This is a genomic window from Winogradskyella sp. SM1960, from assembly GCF_020179375.1.
GTDB lineage: Bacteria > Bacteroidota > Bacteroidia > Flavobacteriales > Flavobacteriaceae > Winogradskyella > Winogradskyella marina.
Map to the genome: position 1 here is coordinate 37080 of NZ_JAICBG010000001.1, position 20921 is coordinate 58000.

The window sequence follows — 20921 nt, forward strand, 5'->3', positions numbered from 1 at the left end:
TAACTTATAGTATAAAATATTAATTATCTCACTAATTGTTTCGTAGAAGGCTTAAACTTCGTTAAAACAATACCATCAACAGCAGCTTCATATTCAGCTAAAGTAGGTGTTCTACCTAATATTGTAGATAAAACTACCACTGGTGTAGATGATAATAAAGACTCTCCTTTTTTCTCTCCATCATCTTTTACAACACGTCCTTGGAATAAACGTGTAGATGTTGCCATAACCGTATCTCCTGGTTCTGCTTTTTCTTGGTTACCCATACATAAATTACAACCTGGACGCTCTAGGTATAACATGTTTTCGTACTTAGTACGTGCTAATCCTTTTGGTGCATTATCATCAAACTCAAAGCCTGAGTATTTTTGTAATACTTCCCAATCTCCTTCTGCCTTTAACTCATCTACAATATTATATGTAGGAGGTGCAACAACTAAAGGTGCTTTAAATTCAACTTTACCTTGTTGAGCTTCAATGTTCTTTAACATTTGAGCTAATATTTTCATATCGCCTTTATGTACCATACAAGAGCCTACAAATCCTAAATCAACTTTTTTAGTTCCACCGTAGTATGATAATGGTCTAATATTATCATGCGTGTAACGCTTAGAAACATCTTCGTTATTCACATCTGGATCTGCTATCATTGGTTCAGCTATTTCATCTAAATTAATAATAACTTCTGCATGATATTTTGCATTAGCATCTGGTCTTAAAGATGGTTTAATACCAGTTTTAAGCTCTGTAATTCTAGTTTCTGCTTTTTCAACAAGACCTTTAAGAACTTGCTTCTCGTTATCCATACCTTTAGCAATCATGATTTGGATACGACCTTTAGCAATCTCTAAAGATTCGATTAATGTTTCATCTTCAGAAATACAGATAGAAGCCTTAGCTTTCATTTCAGCTGTCCAATCTGTAAATGTGAAAGCTTCATCTGAAGTTAGTGTTCCGATATGAACCTCAATCACACGACCTTGGAATACATTTTCCCCTCCAAATTGCTTCAACATTTGTTGTTGTGTGGCATGTACCACATCACGGAAATCCATATAAGATTTCATTTGACCTTTAAAGGTTACTTTTACAGATTCTGGAATAGGCATGGAAGCCTCACCTGTCGCTAAAGCTAGTGCTACAGTACCAGAATCGGCACCAAACGCCACTCCTTTAGACATACGTGTATGAGAATCTCCACCAATAATAATGTCCCAATCACCAACAGTAATATCATTAAGTACTTTATGAATAACATCTGTCATTGGAAAATATTTCCCTTTTGGATCACGACCAGTAATTAAACCAAAATCGTTCATAAAGCTCATTAACCTTGGAATGTTGGCTTTAGACTTATCATCCCAAACTGACGCTGTATGACAACCCGATTGGTATGCGCCATCTACAATAGGAGAGATTACCGTTGCAGCCATCATCTCTAATTCTTGAGATGTCATTAAACCAGTAGTATCTTGAGACCCTACAATATTTACTTCTGCACGAACATAAGAACCTGCATGTAATGTAGCACCTGAAGTACCTACTGCATTTTTATTGAATATTTTTTCTACTGCTGTTAAGCCTTGTCCTTCAATAGTCACTTCTTTAGAAGGTGCATATACTTGAGGAATATCAATACCTAAAACGTTACAAGCAAATGTTTGTAATTTTTTACCGAAGACAACGGCGTAAGATCCACCAGCTTTCATAAACTCCATTTTCTGCGGTGTAAATGCAGCAGAAACATCTTTAAGCTCTTGATCTCCGTTGTATAATTTTTTCTCTTTTGTATTTATAGTTAATACAGTTCCTGTAGCAACTGAATAGACTTCTTTTAAAATTGGCTCTCCATCTTCATCAACAATAGTATTACCATTCTCATCCTTTTGCTGCACCCAATTTTTAAGGTCTAATCCAATACCGCCTGTAACACCAACTGTTGTTAAGAAAATTGGAGCAATACCATTGGTACCAGCAATTACAGGCGCAATGTTTATAAATGGTACGTATGGGCTAGATGAAATACCTGTCCATAAGGCCACATTGTTTACACCTGACATTCTTGAAGACCCCACTCCCATGGTTCCTTTTTCTGCAATTAGCATCACACGTTTATCTGGATGTGCTTCTTTTAATGCTAATAATTCATTTTGCATCTCTTTATTATGCTCAAACATACATTGCCCATGTAACTCACGATCTGATCTTGAATGCGCATCACCACCAGGAGATAATAAATCGGTAGAAATATCACCTACACCTGCGATGTATGTTACGACCTTAATCTCTTCGTCAATTTCTGGTAACTTAGTAAAGAATTCTGCTTTTGCATAGCTCTCTATAATATCTTTAGCAATTTTACTACCCAATTTAAAAGCGTCTTCTAAGCGGTCTGTATCTGCCTCATATAAAAACACCTGAGTCTTTAGGACCTTAGCAGCTTCTTCTGCTATAGCAACGTCTTCACCTAAAGCTAAATCTAATAAGACTTCAACTGAAGGTCCACCTTTCATATGAGATAATTGTTCTAGAGCAAATGCTGGAGTTATTTCTTCAACGATTGATTCGCCTAAAATAATTTCTTTTAAAAATTTAGCCTTTACACCTGCAGCACTCGTTGTACCTGGTAACACATTATAAATAAAAAAGTTAAGAGAATCCTCCCTATACTCATTATCTACATCTTTAATTTGATCAATGATTTTACTTAATAATTCAGCACCATCTATTGGCTGCGGATGAAGTCCTTGATCTTTGCGTTCTTCAATCTGCTTTAGGTAATTTTGATAAATACTCATGTAAGAAATCTTTAGTTACTATTTTTTAATCTTAGTGATGTAAAAAATACAGTCTTATTTATAAATTTAAAAGTCATGCAAATTAATATAAAGATTTATAAATACAATAGCCTAAAACATTATTATCATACTATTTTAGGATAGTGATATAAAATTTTTATATGATTGTACTTTTGCAGGTATTTTTCGATAAGAAAGAACTCTTAGATCTCGACTTTTTTATGCATAAAATCACCTCAAAGTATCATTTGAAGGCTTAACGCTATGATAAAATTGAAAACGAGTGCTTAGAATAAACTTTGAATAATCTTTTCGTCTGTAACGCCTTCGGCTTCGGCTTTGTAGTTTTTAATAATTCTGTGTCTTAGAATTCCGGTGGCGACAGCTTGAACATTTTCAATATCTGGAGAAAATTTACCGGTTGTAGCCGCATGTGTTTTAGCTGCTAAAATTAAATTTTGAGACGCTCTAGGACCTGCTCCCCAATCTACAAACTCTTTTACTATATCTGCAGCAGAACTTGCATTTGGTCTTGTTTTAGCCACTAAAGAAACCGCATATTCTATAACATTATCTGCTACAGGAATACGACGAATGACATTTTGAAAATCGATAATTTCTTGCGCTGTAAATAATGAATTTACTGTCTTATGAACATCTGTTGTCGTAGATTTTACAACATCTACCTCTTCTTGGAACGAAGGATATTCTAAATTAATAGCAAACATAAAACGGTCTAATTGTGCTTCTGGTAAAGGATAAGTTCCTTCTTGCTCTATTGGGTTTTGAGTTGCCAATACAAAGTAAGGTAAGTTTAACTTATACTGATGTCCTGCCACTGTAACCGCACGTTCTTGCATAGCTTCTAGTAAAGCTGCTTGGGTTTTTGGAGGTGTTCTGTTAATCTCATCTGCTAAAATAATATTAGCAAAAATTGGTCCTTTTAAAAATTTAAACTGTCTGTTTTCATCTAAGATTTCACTACCTAAAATATCACTTGGCATTAAATCTGGAGTAAACTGAATACGTTTAAAGTTTAAACCTAATGCTTGTGCTATAGTATTTACCATTAAGGTTTTTGCTAAACCAGGAACTCCTATTAACAGGGAATGACCACCAGAAAAAATAGAAATTAATATTTGATTTACAACTTCATCTTGACCAATGATAACTTTAGCAACTTCTTCCTTTAATGCAGTATATTTTTTTACAAAATTTTCAATTATTGCAACATCAGACATATTATATTATTTTTTTAACCAATTCCCTTGAAAATCACAGTCTCTATACTCACCGTTAATCTTAATGTAAGTTTCTTCAATGGTCTTTTTTTGCCATTTAGCAACAGCATCTACTTGCTTATCTTGCAAGGCTAATTCTTTAATTTTTAAATAATCTTGAGCGAAATCTGCTTTGTGATCATCTATACGATCGGTAACAGTTAAAATCTTAAATTTTATTCTATTCACTCGATCTTCATCTTGTAAAACCTCACTGATTTCACCATCTTTTAAGTTTTGAATCTGTGCATATAATTCTGGCTCCATTCTCGTTAATTCAAAATTAAAATCTTGTGTTGTTGGGTTGGTCATTTGACCTCCTTCATATTTTGTTTCCTCTTCATCACTAAACTCTCTTGCCGCTTCTGCAAAAGTTATAGAACCATCTACAATTTTAGCTCTAACTTCATCAATTTGATCTTTAGCTTTTTTAATTGCTTCTTGTGTTAGTTCCGGACGAATTAAAATGTGTCTAACATCATATTCTTGACCTCTAATTTTTTCTAATAGAATGATATGATAACCAAAGTCAGTTTCAAATGGTTCTGAAATTTCACCTTCTTGCATTGAGAACGCCACATCTCTAAACTCTTTTACCATTCTAGGCTGATTTCTATTTAAGGTATATTTTCCTCCAGTAGATTTAGACGCAGAATCTTCAGTATAAAACAATACTTTGGTTGTAAAACTAGAGCCATTCTCTTCAATATCTGTTTTGAATCCTTTTAACTTATCAATAACGGCTTGCTTAGATTCTTCCGTAACTTCAGGAATAATTACAATTTGAGCCAACTTAAGTTCTGTTCCAAATATAGGACGTTCATCTTCTGGAATATCGTTAAAAAACGTACGAACCTCTTCTGGCGTCACTTCAATATCACCAGTTACTTTGTTTTGCATTTCTTGTGCGAGATATTGATTTTTATTAATCTCATCCATCTCTTCACGTAAAGCTTGCTCAGAATCTTTTTTGTAGAAATCTAACAAACCTTGCATATCGCCTTTGGTCTGTGCCAAAATACCTTGTATTTGCTGTTCTGTTCGCGACTTAATATATAATTCGTTAACAAGAACACTATCTTGAATGGCTTGATGCGCATATAACTTGCTCTCTAACAAACTCCCAAAAAGCTCACATCTCGAAAAGCCTTTTAAGTCTGCTCCTTGTGCTTCAAGTTGTGCAATTTCTCTATCTAAATCAGATTCTAGAATAATATAGTCACCTACCACTGCGGCAACACCATCTGCTTTGATTCTTGTTTTCTTTACGATTGTATCTTTTGTTGTTTCAACTTGTGGTACATCGTCTTGTATGATCTCTTGCGCATTAGCATTACTAAAGGTAAAAGATATAAAGCCAACTAAAAGCGTTGCTTTAATTAAAAGTTTGGAATTTATTTTGTTTGATAGCATCGTTTGTAATATCATTTTCGAGTTGCTTAATGAGCTCTAATTTTCTCTTGTTTATAACAATTTTTGTGATTGACGAGTTTACATAATCCAAAGGCGCATAGTCGTTTTGAAGTCGTACGTCGTTTACCAACATCAAATATAGGTTTAATGAATCTTTGAGCTGTAAAAAATTAGATTTTTTTAACAGTTCATTTTTATTGGTATTATTAATAATCGGAATTTTTTCAGCTACACGACTTACTTTTAACCAAAGTGAATCGTTTAAAGAATACGACCTAAATTGAACAGATATAGAATCTAGATATGATTTATCTTTAGGTTGGAAGCGTTGAAACCGTGTTTTAATAGTATCTAAATTTACCGGATTTAATGGTAAACTGATATATCTAAACTGAATTAAATCATCATTCAATTTAAAAGACTCTTTATTATTTTCGTAGAACAATTCTGCTGTTTCGCGTGGCACTACAGAATCTATATTCTTTTTAACCAAGCCTTCTAAGTACGCTTTTGTATACAGGTCGTTTTTATATTGCTCTACTAATTTAGAAAATTCAGCTTGCTTCTCTTCAGGCAGGTTTAACATAGCGCCATCCATTAAAAGTAAGCGACTTGCCCAACGATCAATATAGGCGTTAACCATTAACGTACTATCTTCTTTAGGTGTACCTTCTGGAACTACATCTTTTATATCTTCCTTATAAAGAAAACTTTCATTAACTCTAGCTACTGCATCTTGAGTGTCTGGTTTTTTTAAAAAATCGCAACTCGCAAAAAGTAAACAAATACTAAATATGTAAAAGAAGTGTTTCAAAAATTAGGTGAATTAGTTTCCGATTTTAGTTTTAATAGTTTTAAGCGTTTCTTGATTTACCTCTATTTTAAAACGATTGTTTAAATCCTTAATCCAGTTAGATTCAATTTCAGCTTGATAATCATTAATAACATTACCTTTAGCTTCTTCTAAAGTTTTTTGTCCAGCTGGTAAAACCTCAATCACATTAATAACGTGAAAAGATTCGTTATGCTTATAAATACCAGAAACACCTTTTTTAGCTTTAAAATCTGAAGGTAAAATAGGGGTATCTGTAGCGAAAGTACCATTTGTAAAGATAACGTTTTGCTTGTCGTTAGTATTTAATTCATCTTTAATAGCCGCTTCAGATTCTCCCTTTTTCATTAACTTAAGAATTTTCTTTGCTTGAGACTTATCTGCAGAAGATGCCATTATTACTTCAACTCTATCTGACCATTGGTAATTAGATTTGTTGTTATTGTAATACGTTTCAATACCAACAGAGTCTTTAGACGCCTTGTTCCAAACCTCTTTTTCCATGAGATCAAACAGCAATAAACCATCTTTATATTCTTTTAAAATATTAGCATATTCTACGTTTTCTACTTCTAAATTATCTTCTCTGTATTGTAAGATTGATTTTTCAAAGAAGCTATCATATTCTTTGTCTATAATAGTAGCAAAATCTGTGGTTCTTCCTGAATAAATACGTTGTGCTGTGATTAAATGTTTTCCGAAATCTTCAAACGTAAAATTGGTTTTATTTATAGAAAACACTATGTCAGTTGCCTTAAAATCTTCAGGTAAACTCCATGTTCTATTATAAAACTCTTTAGAAAGTAAAGCTTCAAAATAAGTCTTAGCTTCAGCATTATATGCAATATCATACTTATCTTTAAGCTTATTGATTAACGCTTCTTGAATTAATTGCGACCTAGAATCTCTTTTTACTTTTGTCTCTAAAGCATTCTTTACATTTTCTAAGGGCTCAATTGGTTTATGGTTAAGTCGTTTTACAATATGCCAACCATAAGCAGACTTAAACGGTTTACTTATATCTCCATTTTCTTTTAAATTAAAAGCAACATCTTCAAATTCCAAAGAACTTAACTGGCCACTTTTAAAAGGTGCCATTTTCCCACCCTCTCTTGCAGAACTTTTATCCTCTGAAAACTGTTTGGCTAAAGCATCGAAACTTTCTCCTTGATTCAGTTTCTTATAGATATCGTTAATTCTAGCTTCAGGATTAGCTAATGAATCTTTCGGATTTAGATTCACCATAATGTGTGCAACGGTTACTGTACCTCTAGATGGTCTTCTTTCATTTACTTTAACCACATGGTAACCAAAACGCGTTCTAAACGGCATTGAAATCTCACCAGCTTTAGTATTATAGGCTGCAGATTCAAAATCGTAAACCATTTTAAAAGCTGAGAAATACCCTAAATCTTCAAGAAAGATAGTTTCTCCGTTATGCATTTCTGCTTTTACCTTATCAAACCCTTCTTCTATTACACGATTTCTAAGTTCTAAAACTTTATTATACGTCGCTAAAGTATCTTTGACTGAAGGATCTAAACGCACTAAAACATGTGATGCATTAATATCTAAATTAGAACGCTCATAAGCTTCAGTCACCAAAGCATCAGTAACTTTATTCTCTGAGATATAGTTGCTAATTAACTGTTTTTTATAGCGCGTAAATTCGCGTTGGTAGTTTTGATCTTCGTCTAACTTTAAACGTTTCGCTTCTTTTAGTTTAAGTTGATATTCTGTAAATAGTTTTAAATAGCCATCAATATCCTTTTGACTTTCATCTTGAACTAAATCTAAATTTTTGTTGTAGACTCTTAAGAATTCTGAAGCCATAATAGGCTCTCCATCTACCTCTAGAAGAACAGCATCATCATTATCTTGAGAAAAAGAAAAATTTAGTGCAAAAAACACCAAAAACAGACATTTAATATTAAGTTTCATAATTTAACCTTGATTTGTATTGATATAAGAAACATGCTTTTAAAACTCAGCAAAAGTAATATAAATAGCGTATTTAGCAATAGGATTAAATAGCATTATTTTAATAATTACTGCTAGATACGTCGTAAAAATCACACCACAATAAGATGTTAATGTATTTTACGATGATTTTAACAATTAAAAAAGCCTAACATCGATTAGATTGAACTTCTGACTTGCCTTTTTATATTTTTATCAAAATTACAAAACTGCATGGAGTACACCACTGAAATATTAATTAAGAAATCTATATCTGAGGTTATTAAAAAATATAGTTCTATTGGCAATTTAAAACATTGGCAAGAAGGCTTGGTGAGTACTGAACACATTTCTGGAACTCCAACTGAACTTGGTGCTAAAATGAAATTAACTTTTAGTTTTGGAAATCGTAAAATGGAAATCATTGAAACCGTAACAAAGCAAGAATTCCCTAATGAATTACACGTTACCTATACTACAAATGGTGTGCGTAATATTCAAGAAAACTATTTTAAAGTTATAGAGAACAACGCAACCCAATGGATTTCTAAAACAAAATGTCAGCCAACGAGTTTAAAGATGAGCTTAATGTTGTTTTTAATGCCAAGTGTATTTAAAAAGCAAACGGCAACCTATATGAGTAATTTTAAAAATTTTGTTGAACAAGGCACTTCAATTAGGTAATTTACCGAGTACACCAACGAAATATTATACAGAAACAAGAGGATTTAAAGCATGCGTAAGTTAAAATTAATTTGGGATTTTAGAGGTCCAGCAGGACAAAAAACAGCAGAACATCATCTCATCCATTTAAAGGAATATATTGAAATTAATGCGTTAGACATTTCTATTACAGGTGTCGAAACCATAAGCGACATGCATAGTTTGGCGTATTTAGTTGTAGATGAATCTGAAATGAAACCTATTAGAGATGCTTTAAAACCTCATAGAGGGCAGGTTTATTCTTAAGTTGTTAAGTTGTTAAGTTGTTAAGTTGTTAAGTTGTTAAGTTGTTAAGTTGTTAAGTTGAAAGTATAGCTCTCGACCTAATACTATTAAAACAACCGTTTAAAAAATGCCTGAATAAATCGTTTTGGTGGCACTGATAAAATGATTTTTAAATCCTCTAACCACGTAGACTCTTCGTCTAAAAATTTAAAAATAGTTTTAATATTTGCCTTTTTGAACATAGACGAAAAAAGTGCTGCTCCTTCGGCATTATGATTTGCTAATACATCTAAAAATATTACATCATAAAAATTATATTTTGTCCGCTTTTGAAATTTCGACAAGTCGTTATCCGTCTTTAAAAATGCAATAACCTCTTTTGTTTTCTTTGAGGTGTTATAAAAGGTGTAACCTGTACTTGCTTTTGTCCAACCACCTGCAGTACCTATATTTAGAATGTGTTTAGAGTTTAAGGCGCTAAACTTAAAAGATGTCATGGGAATATTGCCTTTTTCCTTTTCTACAATGTCGTAATCAGATACATTTTTTGTCTTCAAGTAGCTCTTAATAGCATCCTCATAATCAGAATATTCTAATAATTCTTTAGAAAACAATGTGTACTCAAATAAGGCCGTTTTTTTATCTATTGGCAACACATACATAAAGCGTGTATTTCCGTTCTGTGGCACAGTAAAATCCATAAAGGTTGCCTTAGTATCATCAAACGAATCAACGTTTGTTTTTACAAACCAACCTACAAAGTGCTGATGAATTAAAGGATATTTCTGTTGTGATTTGTACACTTCCGGATTTGGTAAACTATTAAAAACTTTAAACCCAAAATAGCTATCCGTTTTTGAAACAACATCTACACCAGATGTTGACGCTGTACAACGTTCAACAACGGTTTCTATAAAGGTAAAATTAGCTTTGGTGTTTATTTGCTCCCAAAGTGCCTTGTAAAAGACTTCGCTTCTCAGCATTTTGTATTGAAACGGAGCTATTGGAAGGGTTTTAGAAAAGGCATCACTTCCAAAGTAAATATGATTCCATGTTTTACTTACAAGGTGATCCCATTCTCCTGCTCCATTTTCCCAATAACACCATGTTCTATCGTTGCCTTTGTTTTTTGTTTGGTCTATAATTAAAATCGATTTATCATCAAAGAATGCATCTTTAGACATTCGGTATGCCAGCAACAATCCTGAAGCTCCTGCACCTAATATGATATAATCGTATGTCTCCAAATTGGTAAATTATAGATTGAAACACAAAAGTAAATCATTTTGTTTGGTTTATGTAATTCATACGTCTGGGCTGTAACAAAAGCTTGCTAATTGATTGTATTTATTAATTCAACTCACGTCATATGGTGTTTGTTATAAAAACCTATCTTTACAGTTTAACAACAATCACATACTTATAATAACCTGATTTATTTACGGGATACGAGTACTATAAATTGTGATATAACTAGTTGTGCCCAATTAAAAAATCACGTTTCATAACATAATTCAGATTAAATGATTGTACCTTTGATAGTATCAAATGATAGTATCACAAATGAAACCACCTTACGAAATAACATCTTCTATTTTAAAATTAATAACTTCTATTTCAGAGAAAATAGGAGAAGTAAATGCTAATTTATTAAACAAACCTTCACCTAAATTGAGAAAACAGAATAGAATTAAAACTATTCATTCTTCATTAAAAATAGAAGGAAACACACTTACAGAAGAACAAATAACAGCACTTCTTGAAAACAAAAGAGTTATTGGTCCTAAAAAAGATGTTCTTGAAGTTCTAAATGCAATCAAAACCTATGAAAATTTAGAAAATTTCAATCCTTCTAATGAAAAATCCTTTTTAGAAGCACATCAAAACCTAATGGAAGGTTTAATTGAAAATTCTGGAAAATATAGGACTCAAAGTGTCGGAATTGTAAAAGGCTCTAAAGTTGAGCATTTAGCACCACAATTTGGAAATGTACCATACTTAATGAAAGACCTTTTTGAATATTTGGAAAAGTCTGATGAAATTGAATTAATTAAAAGTTGTGTTTTCCATTACGAAATGGAATTTACACATCCATTCTTGGATGGAAATGGCAGAATGGGAAGATTATGGCAAACTTTAATTTTAATGGAAAAATATCCAATATTTGAGTTTTTACCTTTTGAAACTTTAATCAGTAATGACCAAGAAAAATATTACAAAGCTTTGGCTGAAAGTGATAAATCTGGAAAATCAACTAAGTTTATTGAATATATGCTAAACGTTATTGACATTTCAATAAGTCAACTATTAGATTTTAATAATAGAACGTTAAATGAAAAAGATAGATTAGAATACTATGTTTCATTAAATAAAACTGAATTTACAAGAAAAGATTATATGGATATTTTTAAAGATATTTCTTCAGCAACTGCAAGTAGAGATTTAAAGAAAGGAGCAGAATTGAATTTATTTGAAAAAATAGGAGAAAAAAATAAAACAATCTATCGTTTAAAATAACTGGGCACAACACCGTGTATAATTAATTGCCTTTTTGAGCTTACTTGCGAAAATTCCTGCGGAATTTCCTTTGGTTCGTGAAAGTTTGCTAAATTAGCTACCGAACCACGCAACTAAACATTCACAAAACCGTTGTGCAACATTTTGACCAACCATTATCAAAGAATAAATTGACCTTATTTTATACCACTTTTAAAATAAGATGTAACATTTTTTGATTTCCGCATCTAAAGGGAAATCAAAACTTAAAAACAATGAAAAATCTTATTTTATTATTCGTCTCATTTGTATTTTCTTTATCTATTTATGCAAAAAATGAAAGTCAGCCTATCAGTGTAGAAGTTACAGGAAAAGGTAAACCTATCATATTAATTCCAGGGTTTACAGTTCCTGGAAACATTTGGAATCCACTAGTAAAGAAACTTGAAAAAAATTACGAATGTCATATAGTAACTTTAGCTGGTTTTGGAGGAAAAGAACCCATAGAATTCCCTTGGTTACCTAAAGTTAACGAGTCTCTAAAAAACTATATCTTAAAAAACGACTTGCAAAATACTACCATAATTGGACACAGTTTGGGCGGTACCATTGCCACTTGGCTTGCTTCACAAAACGACTTAAAACTTTCTAAAATCATATTAATTGATGCGCTTCCTGCTTCAGGCGCATTAATGATTCCTGATTTCAACCCTGAAAATTTGGCTTATGAAAGTGCATATAACAATCAACAACTAGCAATGGATGATGTAACCTTTGAGCAAACTGCCACAACAATGTCAAAAGGTATGAGCCTTAAAGAATCAGCTCAAGAAAAAATTAAGAACTGGATACTAGAATCTGACCGAAAAACATATGTTTATGGATATACAGATTACCTTAAATTAGACCTTAGAGAAAATTTAAAAAACATTTCGATTCCAGTTACTATAATTGCAGCATCACAACCATACGGTGAGGAAATGGTTAAGCAAACTTATAAAAATCAGTATGCAAATTTAAAAGATTACAATTTTATTATAGCGGAAGATAGTGCTCATTTTATAATGCTTGACAAACCCGAATGGTTTATGAAACAAGTGCAAACGATATTATCATCTAAATAATGATTTCAGAACAAGAATTTACTAACATCTATAATTTACACGCTTCTAAAATTCACAGATTATGTTTAGGGTATGCATCAGGAAATAATGAGCTTGCAAAAGAATGGCTTCAGGAGACTTTTATAAAGGTTTGGAAGCATAGAAACTCATTTAAAGAAAAGTCGTCTATAGACACTTGGATTTATAGAATTGCAGTAAATGTTTGTTTAGGGGATTTACGTAAACCAAGAAAAAGCATCACTATTAATGAAGACTTATTGTCAAATAGTAACTATGATGATAACATTGACAATAATGAAGGTAATATCAAAAAAATGTATCACTGTATAGACCAACTAAACGAGCAAAATAAAGCATTGATATTATTAGAACTAGAAAACATACCACAAGCTACTATTGCAGACACCGTTGGTTTAGCACACGGAACTTTAAGAACACGATTGAGTCGTATTCGAAAATCACTTTTAAAATGTATCACAAATGGAAAATGATAACTTAAATAAATTATGGGATAATCAAGCTAATGAAATATCAAACTTTAATCCCAAAGATATAATCATAAAAGCAAAGAAGCAACGTAACAGTCAATATATCAGTATCACCGTTATGTCCTTGACAGTGATTATATTGATAATCTATGCATTTTATTATGCATTCAATCAATGGAACACCTTTAATTTAGGTTTAATTCTAATGATTTCTAGTCTTACATTGCGAATTATCTTGGAGTTCTATTCGTTATATCGCAAAGAAAAACAACTCATCTCGATGGCTCAAAAATCTTACTTTGCCTATCTGAAAAAGTATTATAAAGCTCGACAAATGATAAACTTTGTTATTACACCAATCTGCATTGCAGTTTATATATTTGGATTTTATTTGCTACTACCTTACTTTAAGGATTACTTTTCAAAAGGGTTTTACACTTACATTCTAATTTCAGGGGTTATTTCTCTTATTGTTGTTATTGCTATTATTGTTAAAAGCACTATTAAAGAACAACGCTATTTAAAACAATTGCATAAATGATAAAAAATATCAATTTGAAAAAAACAACGTTGCACAACAAAGTACTGTGGTAAAAAACAAGTAAAAACCCATTAAGTTTTGACTAAAGTACTTTTATAATTTTAATCAAACAACAATCAAAATTAAATAAATGCCACTTAACGCTTGTTTCCTTTCTCATGTCGTCGCTCCGCATATTCGTAGCCTTCATTCCACCACTTTTCCATTAATCGTTTACTAAAAATCAGTGAGTTTTCGGTTAAACTTGTTGGTGTGTAGTATAAATTTAGTTTTACGTTTTTATTTCGCGCTGCTAATTTTCCGATAAGAATATCATTTCGCTCCACCTGATCTAATAAGTGCCCAAACAAACTAATCATTAGTGAAAAGGGATTTTTACCCAATACTTTTTGCTTTCCTAAAGTTTCAGCTTCTAAAACAATAGCATCTACTTCTGTGGCACCACGTTGAATGGCTTCTCTAATTGGAATTACAGATCCTAAACCACCATCAGCATATTCATAACCATCCACTTTTACCAGCGACATAAATGGAATATAGTTGCACGAAATCCAAATCCAATTACAAAACTCTTCATAAGAACACTCTTGTATCGATTTATATTCAACACGATTCATAGACAAGTTAGAAACTGTTACAACAACATCGTGTTTTTCTTTTCTAATGCGCTGATATTCTTCATAAGTAACATTTTTTCTTATGTTTTTTCTAAGTGCTTTGCTTTCTCCAAATGTACGTTTACGCCTAATAAACTGCCATAGCGAATTAACAAAATCAATAGATACGTACTCTCTGTCTCCTTTTTTGTGCTGAACAAACGGGCTTATACTAAAAATATCTTGCTGCTGTACGTTGGTAAAGATATCGTAGAGTTTTCCAATTTCGTTAACAGCTAAATGTGGGACTAATAAACTTCCTGTAGAGGTTCCTAAAAACAAATCGTAATTATGTTTTTCGCGTTCTATTAGGTATTGTGCTACACCACCAGCAAAAGCTCCTTTGCTTCCACCACCAGATATTACTAATGCTCGCATTTAATTTTAAATTTAGTATTGATTTATTCTGTTTCTATTGGACTCACTTCTTCATCTTTAAAAGACGCATAATTAAATCCACTTTGCCACCATCTCGTCATTTTATCTTTATCGAAAACAAGTGAATTGGTCGTTAAAACCGTTGGAGTATAATAAAAATTAATGATAGCATTTTGATTTGAAGCCACAAACTTACCTATTTTAATATTTTGACTTTCTATTCTATCTAGCATAAACGCAAACATGTTAGTTAATAATGAAAACGCATTGGTTGATGGCATTCTATTTAATTGCGTGACTTCTGTTTGCAAAATAATGGCATCAACTGTGGTTGCTCCGCGTTTTATAGCCTCTTCAATTGGCACCATTACACCAAGTCCGCCATCTGCATATTCACAACCATTTTTCTTTACTAAAGACATAAATGGTGTGTAATTGCACGACATCCAAATCCAATCGCAAAATTCATCGTAATCAAAATCATTAATAGACTTATACTCCACCTGATTGAGCGATAAGTTTGAAACCGTAACCACTATATCAGTAGCACTTTCTTTAAGTATCAAAAACTCGTCTTTTGTTAGCGTTCTTTTAATGAGCTTTTTCAAATTGAGACTCGACCCAAAAGTCTTGTGGCCTTTCAATAAATTTAGAAGTACCGCAAAATGATTAATCGCTATAGTTTCTACACCTTTTTTCTTTCTAATAATAAAAGGACAATTATCAAAAATGTCACCGTTATTTACACTGGTATAGACTTGTTTTATTTTTTCGACTTTGTTTAGACCTAAATGAGATACTAAAAGGCTTCCTGTTGAAGTTCCAATAAACAAATCGTATTTATGTTTTTTATTTTCAATAAGATATTGCGCAACGCCACCTGCAAATGCACCTTTACTCCCACCTCCAGATATTACTAACGCTCTCATTAATCGACTTTATTTTCAAGGTTTTCGGATTGCTCTTTAGCGAATTTAACCAATCTCCAGTTGTGATGTGATTTTGCTTTTTCTAAATTAGATTGACAGATGTCATTACAAGATTTGATTAAATCTAAATAATTAAAAGCCTTAATTCTTACATCTGCATTATACGTTTCATCTGTATAACCGACTAACTCATTAAACAATTCCTGCTTATTATCTGCGTCGTAATACGGTGTATTTAAATTTAAAACAATCCACAACATACGCACATTCTTATCCTTAAAGCCTATTACTTTTCTTGTTTTTGAAAGATACTTAGAACGTTCTAAAGGAAAATTAACCCAAAGATTATATAAGGCGTTTTCTATGGTAACATAAGACTTATCATCTAATAAAGATTCATAGTCTTCTTTCAGTGCTTCCGGAATTTTAGTGACATGTTCTGAAATGGCTTGCCTCACCTTTAAACTGTTTTTAAATACATCTGATGTTACCAATGATGGCATTTGCGAAACAACCTTCACTTTTGCTTCATCTGAGACATAATATTTAAGGTATTCTTCGCACTTTGATGATTTGGCTTCACAATCTACCATTGCATACTCATTGATAAAAGTAGATTGACGTTTTAGAATTGTATAGGCTTCATCGTAAGGAAAGGCTTTATTTTTAATCCAATAATTCACAAAACGAGATAAGGATTGTCCATATAATTTTTCAACTTCAGCAATAAAATCGGACGTTTCAACATTAGTAAATTGATGTTTTTCTAAATAATTTTTAACTGCTTTTTTAAAAATAGCATCACCAACCTTATATCTTAATACGTGTAAAACCCATGCTCCTCGTTGATAAAAGGTTAAACTACTCGATTTTGGATCTAAAAGTGAGGTTCCATTTCCGGAAAGATCTTGTTGACTTAACGCAATTACGGATTCTAAAAGTTTGTAATAAAAATAATTATCACCAAAAACATCGCGTTCTGCCAAAAGCGCATAATAGGTTGCAAAACCTTCTTGCAGCCAATGGTGCTCACTAGATGTCGCAGTAACCAAATCACCAAACCACTGATGCGCCAATTCGTGTGCGTTAACATTGACGTAATTTTTATCATTAAAACCAATACTATCCACCACAAAGGCATCCGAAAAAATAGTAAGGCTTGTGTTTTCCATTCCTGCATATAAAAAATCGTGAACAGGCACCTGTTTATAGTTTTGCCAAGGATACGCAAAGCCAATTTCTTCCTCTAAAAAATCGAACATTTGTTTTGTATAACGGTATGTTGGTTCAACTTTTAGGGAATCTTCTGGATAATAGTAATATTCTAAAGGAATACCGCTTTTTGACGTTTCTGTTTTTTTGTTGTATTTGCCTATGACTGCTGCGACTAGGTAACTTGACATTGGTTTTTGCATGTCGTATCGCCAAGTTGTTAATGAATCTCCAATTTGTTTTTCTATTAATTTACCGTTAGCTAAAGCCTCATAGTTATTAGGATACGTTAATGACAAATCGAATTCAATTTTATCATTAACATCATCAATACTTGGTAGCCAGTTACTCGTGTATTTCCCTTGACCTTGAGTCCAGATTTGGTTATCATTATCACGTTTCATGAAATACATCGCTTTTTTAGGTTTTGCATCGTAATCAAAAGAAATATTATAAATGACATCTTTTTTAAACGTATTCCTAAAAATTATTCTTTTTTGATTGTTCTCATAGTTTTCAAAAGACGAACCATCCAAAGCAACTCTATCGAATTTCATATTAATCGCATCAAGACTAACTGAGTCAGCATCTTTTAACATTTTAAATCGATAATTAACATTACCAAATACACGTGTTGAGTCTGCCTCAAATTCAATATTAGCAGTAGCACTTAAAAAATCGACATCATCCGTTTGCTGAGCAAAAAATAAGCTCGTAAAAAAAATACAAAAGGCAACAAAAAAATTCTTCATAAATAAGATTTGAGCAAGAATGAGACTAAAATACAACTTTTCTTTCGTCAGTTCGCGTGAAATTTGTTTTTTCAAATTTTGTTTCGAGAACCAATAACTTCTCGATACAATTTGCTCGTCCCTCATAAAACATTCGAAGTGACAAAAAATAGATTACTCTATTCGTTGTAATGACAACACCAAGATTTATTTATTGAGATTCTACACTTTGTTCAGAATGACAGTAAAAAGAGATTCCTGCATTCGTAGGAATTTGGTAAATTCGCAACTATGAGTGTCAATTTACAAACTCCCATAGATTATCTAAAAGGTGTTGGTCCAAACCGAGCAGATTTATTGCGCTCAGAGTTGGGTATTCAGACATATCAAGACCTTATAAATTTATTTCCAAATCGGTATATAGATCGCACTAGGTACTACAAAATTAATGAACTACAACGCAACAACGCCGAAGTTCAAATTATTGGAAAAATCACAGGATTTAGGGAAGTTGCTCAAAAAAGAGGCAAGCGATTGGTTGCTGATTTTAGAGATGACACCGGAATGATGGAACTCGTTTGGTTTAGAGGTCAGAAGTGGATACGTGAAAGTCTAAAAACCGGTAAAACTTATGTGATTTTTGGAAAAACCAATTGGTTTGCTGGAAAATTCAGCATGCCACATCCCGAAATTGAGTTGCAATCTGAACACGAACGCAATTTGCGATCTGCAATGCAAGCTATTTATCCTTCTACCGAAAAATTATCAAATAAGGGAATCACAAACAAGGTTGTTACTAATATTATGCAACAATTGTTTTTAGAAACTAAAGGGAGGTTTGTTGAAACATTACCAGCTTCTATAATGACGGATTTAAAATTAATTTCAAAATCTGACGCGCTTTTTAATATTCATTTTCCGAAGACTCCAGAGCTTCTCGCAAGAGCTCAATTTCGATTAAAATTTGAAGAATTATTTTACATTCAGCTTCAATTAATCATTAAAAATCTTATTCATAAATCGAAAATAAAAGGCTTTACTTTTGATAAAGTCGGAGACTACTTTAACACCTTTTACAAAGATCATTTACCTTTTGAATTAACCAATGCACAGAAGCGTGTTTTAAAAGAAATTAGAAATGATTTAGGTAGTAATGCGCAGATGAATCGCCTTTTGCAAGGAGATGTGGGCTCTGGCAAGACCATAGTTGCGTTTATGTCAATGCTCATGGGACTTGACAATGGTTTTCAATGTTGTTTAATGGCGCCAACTGCTATTTTGTCAGTACAGCATTACCAAGGATTACAAGAGCTATGCAAGCCATTAGGAATCAGTATATCACTATTAACTGGCTCAACTAAAACTTCAGACAGAAAAATAATTCATCAAAATCTCGAAAATGGTAATTTACAAATCTTAATTGGTACACATGCACTTCTTGAGGATAAGGTGAAATTCAAAAATTTAGGCCTCGCAATTGTAGATGAGCAACACCGTTTTGGCGTAAAACAAAGAAGTAAATTATGGCACAAAAATGAGCTACCTCCTAATGTTTTAGTGATGACAGCAACTCCTATTCCAAGAACCTTAGCAATGTCGGTTTATGGCGACTTAGATATTTCTGTAATTGACGAATTACCAGCCGGAAGAAAACCCATAAAAACAGTTCATAGATATGACAGTAACAGACTGAAAGTTTTCAAATTTATGAAAGATGAAATCGCTTTAGGTCGACAAATTTATATTGTGTATCCATTAATTCAAGAAAGCGAAAAAATGGATTATAAAGATTTAATGGATGGTTATGAAAGTGTCTCAAGAGAATTCCCAATGCCAAATTATCACATCTCAATTGTGCATGGTAAAATGAAACCTGCAGATAAAGATTACGAAATGGAGCGTTTTGTAAAAGGTGAAACTCAAATTATGGTTGCAACAACTGTTATTGAAGTTGGAGTTAATGTACCGAATGCTTCTGTGATGATTATTGAAAGTGCAGAACGCTTTGGCTTATCGCAATTACACCAATTGCGTGGACGCGTTGGTCGTGGTGCTGAACAGAGTTATTGTATTTTAATGACCAGCCACAAACTAAGCCAAGACAGTAAAACCAGATTAGAAACCATGGTTAGAAGTAGTGATGGCTTTGAAATTGCTGAAGTCGATTTAAAACTAAGAGGTCCAGGCGACATTATGGGAACGCAACAAAGTGGAGTTTTAAACCTGAGAATTGCAGACATCGTAAAAGATAAAGACATCTTAGAACAATCGCGTTATTACGCTAAAAACATTCTTAAACTAGATCCTAGCTTGATTTCGCCTGATCATAAAGTAATTCTTCATACCTATAGACAAATGAGTAAGTATCGTAATATTTGGAATTATATAAGTTAAGCTCTCTTAAGTTATAACTTAGATTATCTAAAAATAAAAAGAGACACTTTGTAATAAAGTATCTCTTTTCGCGCTACTAATCAATTATCCAACGGGTAATTTTCTTTTTCTAATTTTTCAATTCATTTAGAGCTTCACTGATAATTGTATCACCTTCTAAAATTTCGAAAGTAGAATTATACGGAGCATCATCATTTAGTGCTTTTACAAGCGTTTGAGCTACATCTGCTCTACTAATTTCTCCTCGCTTATTTAATTTTTCTTTTAATTCAATAGTGCCTTTAGCCTCCTTGTTATTTAAAGCTCCTGGTCTTACAATAACATACTTTAATCCACTCTGTTTAAGGTGTTCATCTGCGTTTTGTTTTGCTCGCAAGTAGTCTTTTAACACATCTGATTCTTCTGGCTTATCCGCTCCCATTGAACTAAGGAGCACAAAACGGTTTACATTTGCCATTTTAGCCACAGCTATTAAGCGTTTTGCGCCTTCTTGGTCAACTTCAACAACATTCTTACCTCCAGAACCAGCTGCAAAAATAACCTTATCAATACCCTTTACAGTATGTGTTAGATCTTCTGTTAAGTCTGCAAGGACGGTTTCTACACCTTCTTTCTTGAATTGTTTTTGTTGTTCTTCTTTTCTAACCATAGCAACTGGATTAAAGTATTGCGTAGATTTTAGAAGCTTAACAACTTGTTTTCCTGTGGTACCAGAAGCACCAGCAACTAATATATTTTCCAT

17 protein-coding genes are annotated in these 20921 nt (G+C 32.5%); 7 read left to right on the plus strand and 10 right to left on the minus strand.

All coding sequences use genetic code 11. The features are described from left to right. Positions 1 to 23: 23 nt before the first annotated feature. The 5 genes from K1X16_RS00180 to K1X16_RS00200 form a co-directional block, all read right to left on the minus strand. On the minus strand, positions 24 to 2798 hold the full coding sequence (locus K1X16_RS00180; RefSeq protein ID WP_225034590.1) for a bifunctional aconitate hydratase 2/2-methylisocitrate dehydratase: 2775 nt from the start codon (positions 2796 to 2798) through the stop codon (positions 24 to 26). Positions 2799 to 3085: 287 nt separating this feature from the next. Next, positions 3086 to 4039, minus strand: coding sequence for an AAA family ATPase (locus K1X16_RS00185; RefSeq protein ID WP_195872583.1), 954 nt, complete (start codon positions 4037 to 4039; stop codon positions 3086 to 3088). A 6-nt stretch (positions 4040 to 4045) separates the two neighbouring features. Beyond that, positions 4046 to 5491, minus strand: a complete 1446-nt coding sequence (locus tag K1X16_RS00190; RefSeq protein ID WP_225034591.1) for a peptidylprolyl isomerase — start codon at positions 5489 to 5491, stop codon at positions 4046 to 4048. Continuing rightward, positions 5454 to 6305, minus strand: coding sequence for a peptidyl-prolyl cis-trans isomerase (locus tag K1X16_RS00195; RefSeq protein ID WP_225034592.1), 852 nt, complete (start codon positions 6303 to 6305; stop codon positions 5454 to 5456). Before K1X16_RS00195 ends, K1X16_RS00190 begins: the two co-directional genes overlap by 38 nt. A 12-nt stretch (positions 6306 to 6317) precedes the next feature. Further along, the gene (locus tag K1X16_RS00200) at positions 6318 to 8264 is read right to left on the minus strand and encodes a peptidylprolyl isomerase (protein ID WP_225034593.1); all 1947 of its coding nucleotides are present in this window, start codon (positions 8262 to 8264) and stop codon (positions 6318 to 6320) included. 252 nt (positions 8265 to 8516) lie between these two features. On the opposite strand from K1X16_RS00200, the gene K1X16_RS00205 reads away from it, so the two are divergent. Together K1X16_RS00205 and K1X16_RS00210 are read left to right on the plus strand one after the other, a co-directional pair. After that, entirely contained in the window at positions 8517 to 8966 is a 450-nt protein-coding gene (locus K1X16_RS00205) for an SRPBCC family protein (protein WP_195872586.1), read from the plus strand. Positions 8967 to 9017: 51 nt separating this feature from the next. Then, positions 9018 to 9251, plus strand: coding sequence for a hypothetical protein (locus K1X16_RS00210; RefSeq protein WP_195872587.1), 234 nt, complete (start codon positions 9018 to 9020; stop codon positions 9249 to 9251). Between the two features lie 86 nt (positions 9252 to 9337). On the opposite strand, the gene K1X16_RS00215 is transcribed toward K1X16_RS00210, so the two are convergent. Then, complete coding sequence (locus K1X16_RS00215; RefSeq protein ID WP_225034594.1) at positions 9338 to 10477, minus strand: lycopene cyclase family protein; 1140 nt, start codon at positions 10475 to 10477, stop codon at positions 9338 to 9340. A 316-nt stretch (positions 10478 to 10793) separates the two neighbouring features. Here K1X16_RS00215 and K1X16_RS00220 point away from each other — a divergent pair, with 316 nt between their 5' ends. The 4 genes from K1X16_RS00220 to K1X16_RS00235 all read left to right on the plus strand — a co-directional run bounded on the left by K1X16_RS00220 (position 10794) and on the right by K1X16_RS00235 (position 13879). Continuing rightward, positions 10794 to 11747 (plus strand): Fic family protein, encoded by a 954-nt coding sequence (locus K1X16_RS00220; RefSeq protein WP_225034595.1) that lies wholly within the window; start codon positions 10794 to 10796, stop codon positions 11745 to 11747. A 254-nt stretch (positions 11748 to 12001) separates the two neighbouring features. Next, positions 12002 to 12850 (plus strand): alpha/beta fold hydrolase, encoded by an 849-nt coding sequence (locus K1X16_RS00225; RefSeq protein ID WP_225034596.1) that lies wholly within the window; start codon positions 12002 to 12004, stop codon positions 12848 to 12850. Continuing rightward, a complete protein-coding gene (locus tag K1X16_RS00230) occupies positions 12850 to 13341 on the plus strand; it encodes an RNA polymerase sigma factor (RefSeq protein WP_225034597.1) in 492 nt (163 codons plus the stop codon). The genes K1X16_RS00225 and K1X16_RS00230 overlap by 1 nt, the downstream gene beginning before the upstream one ends. After that, the gene (locus K1X16_RS00235; protein ID WP_225034598.1) at positions 13331 to 13879 is read left to right on the plus strand and encodes a hypothetical protein; all 549 of its coding nucleotides are present in this window, start codon (positions 13331 to 13333) and stop codon (positions 13877 to 13879) included. The genes K1X16_RS00230 and K1X16_RS00235 overlap by 11 nt, the downstream gene beginning before the upstream one ends. Before the next feature lie 137 nt (positions 13880 to 14016). Here K1X16_RS00235 and K1X16_RS00240 read toward each other — a convergent pair whose 3' ends face one another. The 3 genes from K1X16_RS00240 to K1X16_RS00250 are packed head-to-tail and all read right to left on the minus strand — an operon-like array spanning position 14017 to position 17806. Further along, positions 14017 to 14913, minus strand: coding sequence for a patatin family protein (locus K1X16_RS00240; RefSeq protein WP_195872091.1), 897 nt, complete (start codon positions 14911 to 14913; stop codon positions 14017 to 14019). A 23-nt stretch (positions 14914 to 14936) separates the two neighbouring features. Further along, positions 14937 to 15842, minus strand: a complete 906-nt coding sequence (locus K1X16_RS00245) for a patatin family protein (RefSeq protein ID WP_225034599.1) — start codon at positions 15840 to 15842, stop codon at positions 14937 to 14939. Further along, positions 15842 to 17806 carry a M1 family metallopeptidase gene (locus K1X16_RS00250; RefSeq protein WP_225034600.1) on the minus strand — a complete coding sequence of 655 codons (1965 nt, stop codon included), beginning with the start codon at positions 17804 to 17806 and terminating at the stop codon, positions 15842 to 15844. Before K1X16_RS00250 ends, K1X16_RS00245 begins: the two co-directional genes overlap by 1 nt. Positions 17807 to 18076: 270 nt before the next feature. On the opposite strand from K1X16_RS00250, the gene recG reads away from it, so the two are divergent. After that, on the plus strand, positions 18077 to 20179 hold the full coding sequence (recG, locus tag K1X16_RS00255; protein ID WP_195872094.1) for an ATP-dependent DNA helicase RecG: 2103 nt from the start codon (positions 18077 to 18079) through the stop codon (positions 20177 to 20179). 109 nt (positions 20180 to 20288) lie between these two features. Here recG and K1X16_RS00260 read toward each other — a convergent pair whose 3' ends face one another. Then, on the minus strand, positions 20289 to 20921 hold the full coding sequence (locus K1X16_RS00260; RefSeq protein ID WP_225034601.1) for an SDR family oxidoreductase: 633 nt from the start codon (positions 20919 to 20921) through the stop codon (positions 20289 to 20291).

What these genes read in the sequence shown, in the direction of transcription:
- K1X16_RS00230 (WP_225034597.1), top strand. Translation starts at nt 12,850, where the DNA reads ATGATTTCAGAACAAGAATTTACTAACATCTATAATTTACACGCTTCT.
- K1X16_RS00200 (WP_225034593.1), bottom strand. Translation starts at nt 8,264, where the DNA reads ATGAAACTTAATATTAAATGTCTGTTTTTGGTGTTTTTTGCACTAAAT.
- K1X16_RS00220 (WP_225034595.1), top strand. Translation starts at nt 10,794, where the DNA reads ATGAAACCACCTTACGAAATAACATCTTCTATTTTAAAATTAATAACT.
- K1X16_RS00260 (WP_225034601.1), bottom strand. Translation starts at nt 20,921, where the DNA reads ATGGAAAATATATTAGTTGCTGGTGCTTCTGGTACCACAGGAAAACAA.
- K1X16_RS00235 (WP_225034598.1), top strand. Translation starts at nt 13,331, where the DNA reads ATGGAAAATGATAACTTAAATAAATTATGGGATAATCAAGCTAATGAA.
- K1X16_RS00245 (WP_225034599.1), bottom strand. Translation starts at nt 15,842, where the DNA reads ATGAGAGCGTTAGTAATATCTGGAGGTGGGAGTAAAGGTGCATTTGCA.
- K1X16_RS00205 (WP_195872586.1), top strand. Translation starts at nt 8,517, where the DNA reads ATGGAGTACACCACTGAAATATTAATTAAGAAATCTATATCTGAGGTT.
- K1X16_RS00240 (WP_195872091.1), bottom strand. Translation starts at nt 14,913, where the DNA reads ATGCGAGCATTAGTAATATCTGGTGGTGGAAGCAAAGGAGCTTTTGCT.
- K1X16_RS00190 (WP_225034591.1), bottom strand. Translation starts at nt 5,491, where the DNA reads ATGCTATCAAACAAAATAAATTCCAAACTTTTAATTAAAGCAACGCTT.
- K1X16_RS00210 (WP_195872587.1), top strand. Translation starts at nt 9,018, where the DNA reads ATGCGTAAGTTAAAATTAATTTGGGATTTTAGAGGTCCAGCAGGACAA.
- K1X16_RS00185 (WP_195872583.1), bottom strand. Translation starts at nt 4,039, where the DNA reads ATGTCTGATGTTGCAATAATTGAAAATTTTGTAAAAAAATATACTGCA.
- K1X16_RS00225 (WP_225034596.1), top strand. Translation starts at nt 12,002, where the DNA reads ATGAAAAATCTTATTTTATTATTCGTCTCATTTGTATTTTCTTTATCT.
- K1X16_RS00250 (WP_225034600.1), bottom strand. Translation starts at nt 17,806, where the DNA reads ATGAAGAATTTTTTTGTTGCCTTTTGTATTTTTTTTACGAGCTTATTT.
- K1X16_RS00180 (WP_225034590.1), bottom strand. Translation starts at nt 2,798, where the DNA reads ATGAGTATTTATCAAAATTACCTAAAGCAGATTGAAGAACGCAAAGAT.
- recG (WP_195872094.1), top strand. Translation starts at nt 18,077, where the DNA reads ATGAGTGTCAATTTACAAACTCCCATAGATTATCTAAAAGGTGTTGGT.